Raw genomic sequence first — 13,163 nt, forward strand, 5'->3', positions numbered from 1 at the left:
CCGTCGGTAGGACCGACGGCGGCGCGACCCGAACCGGAACACACCACGGCTCCACGGAATCCGGCATGACGTCCCCGGGGCCCGAAACAAGGGATACCGGCCGGCTCGATGACGTCCCGGCCCTGTCGTCAAGCGGGGCCGGCTACGGTCTTCCACACCTCGATGCCACGTTCATCTGCAGCGACAGCGATTGCCGGTGGTTTCCGGTGCGTTTGATGATCCGTTGGCTGGTGAACGTCGTTGAGAATGACGACAGTGACGTGGCCGAGGACGCCGCTCCATCTCCCCGACGACTGTTCCTCCCCGACGATTGGCCTCCTCGAATGCTGGCCCTTCTCACCGAAACCTGACCGGCTGCACGTCTGGCCGGTGAGATGCGTTCGTGGCTGCCAGTCTTCGGCGAGGGGCCTGGCCAGGTGGTGAGGGGAGTGGACACGGCATGCGGTGTCAGCCGATGGGTGGGCTCGGTGTGACCGCTTGCGATACCGCCGTGAGGAGGGTTTCGACTTCGGCTCCCCAGCGGGAGCTGATGACCAGGTCGCGGGCAGGTCAACCCACAGCAGGTGACCGCCGCCGTTCCGCGGGCGCAGCGCCCGGTCGCCGGAGCGGCCGGCCATACCGTGCGGCTGTCGTTGAGCCACCAGGACAGGCCGTAGTTGGGCTTGACCCGGCACGGTGTCCACATCTCCTCGATCCAGCGGGCGGAGAGACCTGGGTGTGGCCCCATCGGCCACCGCGCAGGCACAAATGGCCGATGCGGGCCAGGTCGAGTGCGTTGATCCACAGTCCTCCGCCCCAGTGGGCACCGCCGGAGACCCCCGGCACGCGGGTGCCGTCGATGTCCAGGAAGGAGTCGCTGTAGCCGTGCCACGACCACGACGACGATGCGCCGATCGGGGCCATGACGCGGTCCTGCAGGATGTCCGGCAGTGCACGGCGGAGCAGGGCGGCCGCTCGCACCCTGGCCATCGAGCAGCGGACCGACGACCTCCCGGTGGGAGTCATCGGAAGCCTGAGCCGCGAGATACGAGGCCATGTCCGTGACGCCCGGCACCGGGCGCTCTGCCTGCTGCAGGGCAGCTCGTGCCACAGCCTCCGCGTCCACGCCCTCCCAGGGATCCCCCAAGCCGATCTCCTCGTCCAGGACGTGACGGACCCTTTCCAACACCAGGCTCCCCGAGACCGCTCCCTGGCCCGCCGACGAAGCCGACGGCGCCCCTGGGCAGCCTGCCAGGTCTCGGGGCGCGAACCCGGTCAATGCCCGAGAACAACCCACCTTCGACGAGATCGATCCAACTTCGCCCTGCCGCACCGGAACCCGCGCACTCACATCGAAGTCCAAGCAAGGGCGACGCTACCGGTCAACGCACCGGCGTTCCTTGCCGAGTGAGCTGCTACGGCCTCAGAGAGACGGCAGAGACGGCGACCAGCCAGCGCCCCTCGGCCGGTCCGGCGACGTCCTGAACTGCGCACTCACATGTCCGGTGAGACGAGCTGTGAGTCACCGGCTGTCGGTGAGAACCGCTGAGGAACCGATCTCGTTTGCACGTCGCTGAGTTCCGCTGTTCGCAGCCCAGTACTCCTGACGCCGGAGCGGTCATACTCCGATGAAGCTCACTGTTTCCATCATGTCCGCCCGCCCGGTGCGAAGCCGCGGTACGCCTTCCTTCTCGAATCCCACCGCGACACCGCAGAACAGTACGAGCCCGTCATCGGCTCCGACGATCTGGCTGACAGTCCTGCGATACATCGTCCACATCACCTGGGGACAGCTGTGCAACCCTTCCGCCCTCAGCAACAGCATGACCGTCTGGAGGTACATTCCCACGTCCCCCCACTGCCCAGGCCCCATCGTCCGGTCGAGGTAGCAGAACAGTACGACGGGCGCTCCGAACGCCTCCGAGTTCAAGGCGGCGATCTTCATGGGCCTGTCGGGGGCGTCGCGCTCGATTCCCAGCGCCTTGTACCGCTGGGTGGCCGCGGCGGAACGGCGGTCCAGATACGGCGAGGCCAGTTCGGCCGGGTACATCGGATACTCCCGCTCGTCACCCGGGTCTCCTGCCAGTGCCCTGGCCGTCGCGCGCCTCTTCAGTTCGGCCAAGGGCTCGCCGGTCACGACATAGACATGCCACGGCTGGAGGTTCCCGCTCGACGGAGCCCGTGTCGCTGCAGCCAGCACTCGTTCGAGAGTCTCTTTGGACACCGGCTCATCGCTGAACGCCCGCACAGCCCGGCGACTGTCCACCGCCTCATACACATCCACGTCTTCTCCACCTCTCAGTCAACGACAACCACCTCTCTATCGTCTTGAGCACACACAGGGGCAACAACGTGATCCGCATCGCATGGAGTTCTGCGGCAGGCGGCAGCGCTGTTCCTTGGCCTGTGCCGGGCTTCGAGCTGGTGCCCCGTCGCCGCCTCGCCGAGGTGGAAGGACTTCACCTGGTCCTCGTTGTGTGTGCTCCAGTTGGTAGTTGGTGAATCTGGCGGGGTGGAGGGTGATGTTTGAACGCGAGCGGGGTTTCGGCCGGCGCTGCTCCTTCAAAGCTCTCAAGCTCGCCGGCCAGGCCGAAGACCACGTCACGTGTTGCTGGATTCTGAGAGGGATGGCGTTGCGCGGATCCCATGTCGGCTTCGGTCCCAAGGTGCTGGAATCGGCCAACAGCGGAGCCGGGGGCCACCCCGCGTCCGGACCTCGCCTGGTGGCGTTGCTATGCGGTATGCGGACAGCAGGCCCACCGCGCGGCCATGGTGAAAGGCCGTCACCAGGCATCCACCCGCTCTGGGAGACCCTGACCGGCCGAGTTCGCCACGTGGCGGGCATCAAAGGACTGCCCCTGGGCGGGTAGCGCGCTTGCTGACGTGCCTTGGCGGCTGCAAGCGTGAACTCCTCGAATTCCGCGCCCGCAACGAGCGCGCGGCCACCGCGGAATGGGCCGCTCGCGAGGTGATGGTGCACATCGGCACCAGTCCGGACGTCGGCATTCTCTTCGTGGTGATGACGGACACCACCCTCATCGTCGCCACCGAGCAGGTTGCCGCCGAGCAGCCGGAGTCGCTTGCCTGCCACGGCACTTCGCGGGGAACTGGGTCGTCGGCTGCCGGCCGCAGATTGAGCGTGACGATGGCCGGCAGTTCGAGAGGCAAGGGTCTTGTTGGGAGCGCTTGGCCCATCGTTGCTGCTGGTTCCCGGCTGGAATTGATCTTGATTCCGTTAAGGCCCATTGATCGTGAATTGGTCTTCGGTAGGTTGGCGTGTGGCAGGTTTTGCCCCTTCGTTTCCCATTCAAGGAGTTCTCGTGCCACATGGCGCCATACGCCTCGGTCTGGCCGCTCTGGCGGTCATCGGCCTCTCGGTATCCGTCACGCCCGTCGCCTCGGCCGCCGACGCCTCCGAGGCGTCAAACGCCTGCCACCAGGGCGAGTTCTGCCTCTTCGGCGGGCCGCACCAGACCGGGCAGGTCCTCTACCGGCTCAACGTCAAGGTCACCAAGACCGGCTTCACCTTTCCCGAGGTCGACTCGCTCGACCCGGTGATCAAGCCACTGTCGGCGCGTAACCCGATCCCCGACACCTTCGGCTGCATCGTGCGCCTCAACGACAAGGCGCACTTCGCCGGTTCTGAACAGGAGATCGATGGCTTCGGCGACAAGGAACTGAGCGGCGCGCCCGTCGGCTCGATGACGCCCGACTGCGGCTGACCCAGCCCGCGCCGCGAAGCGGTCCCGTTGCGAAGCGCGCTGAGCAGTCGGCAACGTCTGGCTCGCCCAGCCGAGCCGCACCCCCTCCAGGGTGCGGCTTTCGCCTGCTCCGGGGCGGGCTGTACGCCTCACGGGCTGAAGGGTGGTTCCCCGGCGACCCGCAGGAGGCGGTGACACGTGGGCCGAGGACCTCGGTGAGGAACTCCGCGAACGAGGCCACGACACACCTGAGCCGGAGCTGTTCAAGTAGCACCGGCGTGGCGTTGGAGTGACATGGCTGCCGGCTGGAGGCGGTTCGGGCGGCGGGGGGAAGGATGGCGAGTGATCTTGCTGATAAGTCGCCTTGACGAGTGGAGTCCCTCATGAAGCGCCTGACCGCTCTCGCTGCAGCAGTAACGGCCTCCGTACTGATCATCCTTGGAGCTGGCACCGCCAACGCCGACGGGCCCGAATCCGGAGCTGCTCGGGTCGGAACTGCCCCGATCACCGAAGGTCTTCAAAACATCTTGAGCGGCTCCTTCCTTCTCGACGGCTGAGCTCCCTGCCTGGGAAATGTTCGGGAGGAAGCAGGTGTGGTGGGCGCCGGGCAGGTCGGCCGCGATCCGGTGAGCGACGCAGGCGATGCGGGCGGTCAGCGGGGCGCGGTGGTCGTCTCCGGATCGAAGCCGACCAGCCGACCAGCCGGCCCAGATGTCAGGGCACGCTGTCCTGGGGATGATCAAGGCGACGCGAGATGCGCAGTGCTGATCAACGTGCAGCGCCCTCGGGGCCAGCACTGATGCTGTCGTGCGTCAGAGGGTCGGCAGGATGCCTCCGTCGACCGAGACGGCGATGCCGGTGAGGTAGGAGGCGCGCGGGGAGGGGAGGAAGGCGATCAGTTCTGCGGCTTCCTCGGGCTGTCCGGGGCGGCCGAGCGGGGCGGCGAGGCGCTGGTGGAACTCCTTGTGGATGATGTCCAGGTCGCGGCCGGTGCGTTCGGCCGCCTGCCGCAGGCCGGCTTTCACGGCGTCGGTCTCGATGACTCCGGGCATGACCGCGGTGACGCGCACGCCGTGCGGGCCGCAGGCGAGCGCGAGGCTCTTGCTGTAGGCGTTGAGGGCGGCTTTGGCCGCCGCGTACGGGGCGCCGTTGGGCTGAGGGAAGCGGGCGGCGTTCGATGACACGTGCACGACGGCGCCGTGGCCCTGGTCGGTCAGGTGCGGCACGAGCGTGCGGTCGAGGCGGACGACGGACAGCAGGTTGGCGTCGAGGTTCACCTGCCAGTCGTCGTCGGTCGCGGCGAGGACACCGTCGGGGACCTGTGTGTTGCGTCCGGCGTTGCCCGGCGCTCGCAGCTCACGCGCCTCCTGGCCCTGGTCCGAGACGACCTGACGGGCGGAAACGAGCACTGCGGCACACCGGCCTCCCTCGACGGGAAGACACAGTAGAGCGAGCCGAGTTTCCCAAGGCTTCGGCGAAGACACCTCGTGACGACCGACAGTGCCTTCGCCGCGCCGAGACGACCCCCTGTGGTAGTCCGTGATGCCATGGGCTGCCACCCGGACACCACCCGGGACGTTCCGGATCCGCATCGTGCACGTGCCCGCGGAGCCGTGCACTCAGGTGGTGGCATCCGAGGGCGGCCAGGGCCTCCTCAGGGGCCTGATGGTCCTGCTCGTAGGTGCCGCCGCCGGAGATTCCGAGGCCGCCGACGCACCGGCCGTCGCTTCCCTGCGGAGCCCAAACACCTTCCCCTCAGGGAGAGGCAGCGTGGGGTCAAGAGCCCCGGTGGTAATCCGCATGAGTCACCGGGGCGGCCGTCGACACCTGTTGGGGTCGGCAGCCTCAGCTTGTCGAGCCCCTTTCCCGGCCGTATCCGTCAATCTCGGCCAGGTGGCGGCCGAGGAAGGGGCCCCGGTCGGGAAAGGGAGCCGAAGCGGTGCGGCTGCTTCGCTCAGCACTCCAAGGGCTGGCCGTTGTGGCGTGAGTGGGAGCGGTGCGATCGGGGCGGGGCCGGAGCCGGCGGCGGTGGCGCGTGCGCCTGCCGTTTGAGACCGGTTGGCCGCCAGAGGCGGGGGTTTGCGGGGACTTCCCGACGGCCCCGCCGTGCAGCATCAGCAGCGTGCCGGTGGCGAAGACCACCACGAACAGTGCGATCGAGCCGGTGGCCATCAACACGGTGGGGGCGTGGAGCATCTGGTGGGCCATGGCGAGGACCGCGGCCGGCACGCCGCTTCCCGCGGGCCGGTGCTCAGGTGCAGGTACGTCGGTGCCCATCGGCGCTCGGGTATCTACCCTGCGGCCGTTCGTGGAGCGCACCTTGCGCCTGGGCGGCCCCGCATCAGGCTCTCCTCCCCTCAGCCGTCCCGTCCCGCCGGGCGGGCACTTTCCAGCACCCGCACCACCGCGTCATACGTCACCCCGTGTCCGGCGAGTACCGCCCCTGCCGGACCGGGTCGGGTGGTCAGCGCCAGGAGCAGATGTTCCTCGCCGATGTGCCGGTCGCCGCGCCCGCCCGCGATCCGCAGCGAGCGCTCCAGTACCGCCTTCCCCTCCGGCGTGAACCTCCGGCGCACACGCTTCCCGCGCCCGGCGCGCCGGGCTCCGTCGGCCAGCGCGCCGGCGCCGTGCGCCTGCTCCACTCGCGCGACGATCTCGTCCACGTCGATTCCGAGATCTGCCAGCGCCGCCGCGTCCGCCGCCGAGATTCCGCCCCGGCGCCGGTCCGCCGCCAGCTCCCCGGCCAGCGAATCCCGCCGCGCGCCGAGCGTGTCGAGCGCGGCCGCGGCCGGGGAGCCGGTGCGGTCCAGCAGCGCGAGCAGCAGCTCCGGCTCGCCGACGGTGTCGCTGCCGGTGCGCTCCGCGTGCTCGACGGCGCCCCGCACCACCTCCCGGGAACCAGCCGTCAACCTCTCGAACATCAGCGCCTCCCATGCTTCTTGTGGACCGCCTGCCTGCTGACCCCCAGCTCGGTGGCGATCTCCTGCCAGGACCAGCCCTTCACGCGGGCGCTCCGCACCTGTACGGCTTCGAGCTGCTCCAGCAGCCGGCGCAGCGCGGCCACGGCGCGGAGCCCGGCCCGGGGGTCCGGGTCGCTCGCCCGTGCGGCGAGATCCGTTGCTTCGGTCATGTGCGTCAACTTACATTGACAACGAAGATCGTGTCAACACTGGTTGACGCCAACCGGTATCGCGCCAATCCCACCGCACCTGTTGGGCGTCCCGGAGTCGGGCACCCGTAGATGCCAAAGGACCCGGCGGCGGCGAGATGCCCGGGGGTGACCTGGCCAGGGTCGCGCTGCGGGCCGCGATGGAGGCGGCGCGGAAGACCGGCGGAGCCCCCCGATGACATCCTGCTCGGGGGCGCTTTCGGGCTGCGCCGTATTCCGCGTGTGGCCGCTGGAAGAGGGCGGCCCGACGGCCCGGACCGGTTGTGGTCCGGGCCGTGGTGCGGCCAGTCGCTCCTCAGCGTCGAGCAGGCGTCAGCCGTCGTTCTCCGAGGAGGGGATGTATGCCCCTGGGACATCCTGCGGTGCGAGGATGTCGTTCTCGCCGGGGTAGGGCTTGTTCCAGTTGTGCGTCTCGTACCAGGTGAGGTGGTTCATCTGGGCGGGGTTGGCGTAGTCGGGGACGGCGTGCGGGCCGGTCAGCCGCTGCTTGGACTTCCACTTGTCCCAGATTGCCGCCAGGTCCTGCTTGTCCGCGGGTACCTTCGCGGGCGAGACGGCCGCTGCCTTGGGGCTCTGCGGTGCCGGGTTGTCCGAGCCGCAGGGCGGCTGGGTCTTCAGGCCGTCGGTGAGGGGGACGCGGTTGGGCTGCGCCTTGAACGGGGTGGTGTCCGGTTTGGTGGCGAAGGCGCTGCTCATGGGGGTGGCCGCGCTGTCCTTCTGGTTCATCGGGTGGATCCCGAGGATCTGCTCGATGGTCCGGATCATCGTGATCTGGGTGTAGTAGTGGCTGTCGGTCTTGCCGTGCTGTGCCCAGGGGCTGATGATCTGGATCGGGGCCCGGTGGCCGTCGATGTGGTCGAGGCCGGCCTGGGAGTCGTCCTCGACGACGAAGATGGCCGAGTCCTTCCAGTACTTGCTGTGCGAGATCTTGTCGACCATCTTGCCGACCGCGAGGTCGTTGTCCGCGACCTGGGCGGACGGGCTCGCGGGACCACCGGTGTGGTCGTTGGAGAACCAGAGCATGTTCAGGTTCGCCGGCCCGTTCTTCTCGAAGTCCCGCTTCCAGACCTGGTACTTGTAGATGTCCGGGACGTCGAGGTCGAACATCGGGAAGCCGGGCACCGACACGTCGTTGAGCGAGGGAATCGCCGACCCGGTCTTGATGGGGTAGGCCGTGGGCCGTCCGGTCGTGTCCATGGTCTTGGCGTCGCAGTACAGGTTCTGCCAGGACGCTGCGGACGGCTTGCTCTCCACCGACTGGAACTCGCCGAAGTCCTTGACGGACTTGCCTGCCGCCTGCGCGCCGGTCCACAGAAGACCGGACTTCTGGTGGCCGAGAGCGTCGTTCTCGGTGTCGTAGCTGCGCTGGTACTCTCCGGCCGAGGACTCGGTGTACTCCGGATTGTCGCTCTGCATCAGCCAGTTGTGGCCCTCGGCAGAGTTCGTGCCGATGTCGTAGGTGTTGTCGTACAGCCCGAACTGCTTGGCCATCGCATGCTGGTTCGGCGTCACGTTCTCGCCGAACTGCGTCAGCTTCGCATCGCCGTTGCCCCGCGGCATGTCGCCGAAGACCTGGTCGTAGGTCCGGTTCTCCTTGACGATCAGGAAGACGTGCTTGATCGTCGAGGGGTCGCCGAGCCGCTTCGGGACCGCTATCGGCTTGGCGTGGCTCCTGCCGTCGGTCTTGTCGACCGAGTCGCCCATCCAGCCGTTCTGCTTGAAGACCTTGGCGGTCTCGGACCTGATGACGCTGTCGTCGGGCAGAGCGAACCGCTGCAGGCTGGAGGTGGTGTCGTGGGTGCCGTGCGCGCCGCTGGCGTTGGGGCGGCGGGCGTCGACACCACGGGTGTTGGAGACCAGCACCTGGTTGCCGACGGCGGCGATCTTCGAGGGGAAGTAGTCCGTGGGGAGCAGGCCGACGTAGCTGACCGGCTCCTTGGGGCTCTTGTACTTGTAGACGGCGACCGCGTTGGCGCGGCCGAGCGTCACCAGCAGATGACCGTCGTCGGTGAGCGTCACCGCGTTGGGCTCGTAACCCACCGACGCCTCCGGCCACGGACGGGTGGCGATGGTCTGCACGACCTTGTCGCCGGCGGTGCTGATGACCGACACGTCGTTGGTGGCGGTGTTGGTGACGAACAGTGCCCCGCCCTTGGCGTACAGGGCGGTCGGGTGCAGACCGACGTCGATGCTCTTGACGGCGGCATTGGGCTTCGCCAGGTTGATGACGCTGACCGTGCCGGTGGTGGTGGCACCGGTCTTCGGGTCGGCGGGCACCTGGGTGTCGTAGGAGTTGATCGTGGTGTCGCCGGGCTTGGCCGGACGGCCGCCCTCGTTGCTGACGTAGAGCTTGTCGCCGACCTTGACCATGTCGCGTGGGGCGTTGCCCACGTTCCAGCTGTGCTTGACGGCCCCGGTCGCCGCATCGAGGGCAACTACCTTGTTCTGGCCGTTGACCGCGGCGTACACGGTGGAGCCGTCGGACGAGAACACCGGCTCACCCACCAGCGCGTGCCTGGATCCGTCCGCCGGGATCTTGACGAACGTCGGGTCGGTGACGCTGCCGTCCGGGCGCACGGTGAACTTGGTGTAGCCGTCGGTCTGACCCAGCCACAGCTGCTTGCCGTCGGGCGAGTACGTGGGGCCTTCCTGGCCCACGGAGTTGCTGCTGATGCGCGGGTTCGACGACGCGGAGGCGCTGACGAGCTGCTGCACCTTCCAGTTCTTGCGGTCGACGATGGCCAGCGCCGCGTCGCCGTCGGTCAGCGAGGCCGCGACGTGGCTGCCGTCGGGGCTGACCGAGGACGACATGATCTTGCCGTTGTTGATGACGAGACGGTCGCCGTAAGGGGCGATGTACTGGTCGCTGGAGACGACCTGGCCATCAGCCGTCTTCTGGCCGACCTGTTCGGTGCCGAACTGGTGCGTCTGGGCATAGCCGATGCCGGTGGTGGCGGCGAGAACGACCGCGGTGGCCGTTGCCAGGGCACCGCGGCGGCTGAAGCGTCTGTCGAGAAAGCCGGAACGGTCGTGCTCGTCATGCCGCCGGCGGCGTATGACCTGCATGGAGTCATCCCTTCGAGGTGGAGAGAAGTTCGACATTGCCGTCGAACTGCCAGAGCGGGTTCGGCGCGTCCCCCTCCGGGGTCCGCACCAGGAAGTAGCCGTTGACTTCCTTCGGCCCATCGCCATCGGCCATGAACCGCCCATCCGGTGTCACGTCGAGCTGATAGATGGCCTGCCCCGCGGCCTGGACGCCGGGGAGATACCAGGAGACGACGCAGCGCCAGTCGTTGCCCGGCCCCTGTGCGGCGACCTGGAGGCTGCCCTTGTCGCACGTCGCCGTGGCTCGCAGCTGGGCCTCGGTGACGGCGGGCCGGTGGAGTTGCTCGGTCTGCATGCGGTACAGGTGGGCGAATGCCGTGGCGACCGAGCTTTGCACCTTCGCCTGCCCGATCCCGGAGCCGGTCGCCGTCGCCGTGGTCGTGTCCGTGGCCGTGATCGACGTGGTGAGGACCGCCACCGTCGTGGCGACCAGCCCGACCAGCGGCAGCACTCCGACCGTGACCGCGCGGCGCCCCGAGCCGTCGTAGCTCAGGTTCGTGAAGTCGCGCCGCAGGAACAGCAGATAGGCCAGCGCTGTCGCCAGCACGGCCCACGCCAGGCAGACACCGATGCCGATCAGGATCGGGGCGACCTGGGCCGGGCCGGTGAACAGACCGTTCCAGGCGATGAAGGCGTAGCTGGGCAGGGCGAGGCGTACGGCGACGGGCAGTGGCATCATCTGGGCGAGCTGCATCGCGAGGGCGACGAGCACGGGCAGCAGCAGTCCCATCGGAGAGCGTCCCAGCGCGACGGACCCGAGCAGTCCGATCCCGGCGAGGGCGAGGGTCGGAGCAAGGACGCAGACCCAGGCGAGCAGGACCTTGACGGCGGCGTCCGCCGGCGTCAGCAGATGGCCGTCGAGGCCGACCAGCGGCTGGTTGCCGACTGCCACGACCCCACCGGCAGCGCTGGAACAGGCCAGCCCGGCCACGAGCAGCATCAGGACGGTGAGGCTGGCGAACGCCTTCGCGGCGAAGATCCGCCTGGGCGACCGGACCGCCACGAGCAGGTGGCGCCAGGTGCCGAGCCGGTCCTCGGCGGCGAACACGTCGCCGGCGACCACCGAGGTCAGCAACGGAAGCGCCCAGGTGCCCGCGAAACCGAGCATCACCAGCGGCCCGGCCCATCCCGTGGCGTGCATCCAGCGGCCGAAAAGGGTGTCGACGGGGAGCGTGCTCTGCTGGCTCACCGCGGCCACGAAGAGCGCCGGCGCGATCCAGCAGGCAAGGACCAGCAAACGGATCCGCCATTGCGAGACCAGCTTGACCAACTCGAAGCGGTAGCCACGCGCCACCGAGACGCGGCGGGTACCAGCACTGTGGGGCTGGGCGTGGGTGAGGGGCGCGGTCATCGCCCGGCCTCCTCAGGTTCGGTGAGGGCGAGGAACGCCGCCTCGAGCGGCGATACCACGGGGGAGAGCTCGCGTACCGCGACGCCCGCCTGCACCAGCCGCACCACCAGTTCGTCGAGGGCAGGCGCCAGCGCGCGCACGACGAGCACCTGCGCGTCGTGCCGTGCCCCGGCGTCGTCTACGAGGCGGATCCCGGCCGTTTCGGCAGCCAGTTGGCGGGCGGCTTGGGCATCGCAGGTGCGTACCCGGTAGTCGAGTTCCTGCTCCTCGGCGGCCAGCTTGCTCAGCGGCCCGGAGAAGACGACCCGCCCGGTGGCGAGGATGGTGACGTCGGAGCACAGGGCTTCGAGGTCGTCCATGCGGTGATTGGAGAGCACGATGCTGGTGCCGTCCGTCGCGAGCCGGGTCAGGACACCGTGAACGTGCTTTTTGCCGGCCGGGTCCAGACCGTTGGACGGCTCGTCAAGCACCAGCAGCCGGGGCTTGGTGAGCAGCGCCGCGGCCAGCCCCAGCCGCTGTCGCATGCCGAGGGAGAAGCCGCGAGCCCGTTCGTCGGCGACATCGGTGAGACCGACCTGTGCAAGTGCGTCGTCGATCGCCGTCGTCCGCGCGTCGTCACCACGGAGAGCGGCCAGCGCGGCGAGGTTCTGCCGGGCGGTGAGCGAGGGGTAGAGACCGGGGCCGTCCACGAAGCCCGCGACACCGTCGGGAGCGTCGAGCGCCCGCCCGACCGGTGTACCCCACATGTCGAGGCTGCCGCTGTCGGCGACGGCCAGACCCAGCAGGAGGCCGAGCAAGGTCGTCTTGCCGGCACCGTTCGGTCCGACCAGGCCGTGAATCTGCCCCTGTGCCACATCCAGGTCGACGCCGTCGAGCGCGACGACATCGCCGAACCACTTGGTGATCCCGCGAGCACGGACTGCGAGGAGTGCGTCCATGAGTCCCTTCCTTCGAAAGCCTCACGGACCGTAGATGAAGTGCACTTCGGTCATCAGGAGCAGTCAGTTGAATGCCCATGAAACGGTTGACGACCGGCGTGCACCGCGACGATGCCCGGGCGGGCGCCGAGAAGCGCCGGGGGCGGCAGCGTCGGGCGCGGGTGACGGCGCGGGTGTGTGGGAGAAGGTGCGGCACTGCGTGCGGATGCGTGGATGCCTGCCCGAAGAGCATTTTTTGGCAATTTCGTCGGCCGTGACAGCGGTCTGGCGGCTGTCGATGGCGTCTGTGCTCTGCTGTTGGGCAGGTTCGCGGCGCTGTGCATGAGTGGGCTCACCGGCGGTACTTCGAGGAGACGTGACCTGCCGCCTATGCCCCCGGCCCACCCGTGGTTTCATGCGGAGGCTTCCTCGACTCGGTTCCTTCACGGGCGAGTTGGCGGGCGGCATCGGCTCGGGGGAAAGGCCGTGCGTAGCGATGTACTGCGCGATTGCGGTCACTATGAAGCAGCCGGGGGAGCGGCACGATGACCGTCCTGTGTGGGATCGCGACGAAGCCTCTCGCCGGTAGACGACGGGCGACTCGGGCGGTCACCGCCCATCTCCGTTACCGGCGACGTCGACGCTGTGGTGCGGTGGTGGAATGTGCTTGATCCCCGGTATCTGTGGCCGCCGGCCTCTCTCCCTGGCCTCCCGCCGGACTCTCTCCCCGGTCATCCTCTCCGGCCACACGATGCGGTCACGCCGATGCGGTCGCCTCGGTGGTGTTCAGACCGGACAGCCATAGGCGCGGTGCGGGTTCTCTTCGGTGCTGGGGCAGGGGTGATGCGGGTGGGTTCAGCGTGCTGGGAAGGTGTAGGTGTAGCCCTGGGCGTCGAGTTGGTCCAGTAGTTTGGCGAGTGCTGCGATGGTTTGTGAGCGGT

General features: G+C 68.5%; 10 protein-coding genes. 3 read left to right on the forward strand and 7 right to left on the reverse strand.

The genetic code is table 11. The annotated features are described in order from the left end of the window. The coding region (locus ACO1BR_RS38450; RefSeq protein WP_426799757.1) for a hypothetical protein at nt 1-350 on the forward strand (350 nt) is incomplete at its 5' end. Nucleotides 351-1,597: 1,247 nt separating this feature from the next. Here ACO1BR_RS38450 and ACO1BR_RS38455 read toward each other — a convergent pair. Then, a complete protein-coding gene (locus tag ACO1BR_RS38455; protein ID WP_426799758.1) occupies nt 1,598-2,263 on the reverse strand; it encodes a nitroreductase in 666 nt (221 codons plus the stop codon). A gap of 1,036 nt (nt 2,264-3,299) precedes the next feature. On the opposite strand from ACO1BR_RS38455, the gene ACO1BR_RS38460 reads away from it, so the two are divergent. Then, complete coding sequence (locus ACO1BR_RS38460) at nt 3,300-3,701, forward strand: hypothetical protein (RefSeq protein ID WP_426799759.1); 402 nt, start codon at nt 3,300-3,302, stop codon at nt 3,699-3,701. Nucleotides 3,702-4,063: 362 nt separating this feature from the next. Continuing rightward, nucleotides 4,064-4,237, forward strand: a complete 174-nt coding sequence (locus ACO1BR_RS38465; protein WP_426799760.1) for a hypothetical protein — start codon at nt 4,064-4,066, stop codon at nt 4,235-4,237. A 255-nt stretch (nt 4,238-4,492) separates the two neighbouring features. Here ACO1BR_RS38465 and ACO1BR_RS38470 read toward each other — a convergent pair whose 3' ends face one another. The 6 genes from ACO1BR_RS38470 to ACO1BR_RS38495 all read right to left on the reverse strand — a co-directional run bounded on the left by ACO1BR_RS38470 (nt 4,493) and on the right by ACO1BR_RS38495 (nt 12,243). Further along, nucleotides 4,493-5,089, reverse strand: coding sequence for an SDR family oxidoreductase (locus ACO1BR_RS38470; RefSeq protein ID WP_426799761.1), 597 nt, complete (start codon nt 5,087-5,089; stop codon nt 4,493-4,495). 948 nt (nt 5,090-6,037) lie between these two features. Further along, nucleotides 6,038-6,601 (reverse strand): Clp protease N-terminal domain-containing protein, encoded by a 564-nt coding sequence (locus tag ACO1BR_RS38475; RefSeq protein WP_426799762.1) that lies wholly within the window; start codon nt 6,599-6,601, stop codon nt 6,038-6,040. Then, entirely contained in the window at nt 6,601-6,810 is a 210-nt protein-coding gene (locus ACO1BR_RS38480; protein WP_426799763.1) for a helix-turn-helix domain-containing protein, read from the reverse strand. The genes ACO1BR_RS38475 and ACO1BR_RS38480 overlap by 1 nt, the downstream gene beginning before the upstream one ends. A 351-nt stretch (nt 6,811-7,161) precedes the next feature. Then, nucleotides 7,162-9,915 (reverse strand): alkaline phosphatase family protein, encoded by a 2,754-nt coding sequence (locus ACO1BR_RS38485; RefSeq protein ID WP_426799764.1) that lies wholly within the window; start codon nt 9,913-9,915, stop codon nt 7,162-7,164. 4 nt (nt 9,916-9,919) lie between these two features. After that, complete coding sequence (locus tag ACO1BR_RS38490; protein ID WP_426799765.1) at nt 9,920-11,305, reverse strand: ABC transporter permease; 1,386 nt, start codon at nt 11,303-11,305, stop codon at nt 9,920-9,922. Then, on the reverse strand, nt 11,302-12,243 hold the full coding sequence (locus ACO1BR_RS38495) for an ABC transporter ATP-binding protein (protein WP_426799766.1): 942 nt from the start codon (nt 12,241-12,243) through the stop codon (nt 11,302-11,304). The genes ACO1BR_RS38490 and ACO1BR_RS38495 overlap by 4 nt, the downstream gene beginning before the upstream one ends. Nucleotides 12,244-13,163: the final 920 nt, after the last annotated feature.

Source organism: Streptomyces sp. YGL11-2, from assembly GCF_050054615.1.
In the GTDB taxonomy this organism is placed as follows: domain Bacteria; phylum Actinomycetota; class Actinomycetes; order Streptomycetales; family Streptomycetaceae; genus Streptomyces.

What these genes read in the sequence shown, in the direction of transcription:
- ACO1BR_RS38465 (WP_426799760.1), top strand. Translation starts at nt 4,064, where the DNA reads ATGAAGCGCCTGACCGCTCTCGCTGCAGCAGTAACGGCCTCCGTACTG.
- ACO1BR_RS38480 (WP_426799763.1), bottom strand. Translation starts at nt 6,810, where the DNA reads ATGACCGAAGCAACGGATCTCGCCGCACGGGCGAGCGACCCGGACCCC.
- ACO1BR_RS38490 (WP_426799765.1), bottom strand. Translation starts at nt 11,305, where the DNA reads ATGACCGCGCCCCTCACCCACGCCCAGCCCCACAGTGCTGGTACCCGC.
- ACO1BR_RS38495 (WP_426799766.1), bottom strand. Translation starts at nt 12,243, where the DNA reads ATGGACGCACTCCTCGCAGTCCGTGCTCGCGGGATCACCAAGTGGTTC.
- ACO1BR_RS38475 (WP_426799762.1), bottom strand. Translation starts at nt 6,601, where the DNA reads ATGTTCGAGAGGTTGACGGCTGGTTCCCGGGAGGTGGTGCGGGGCGCC.
- ACO1BR_RS38485 (WP_426799764.1), bottom strand. Translation starts at nt 9,915, where the DNA reads ATGCAGGTCATACGCCGCCGGCGGCATGACGAGCACGACCGTTCCGGC.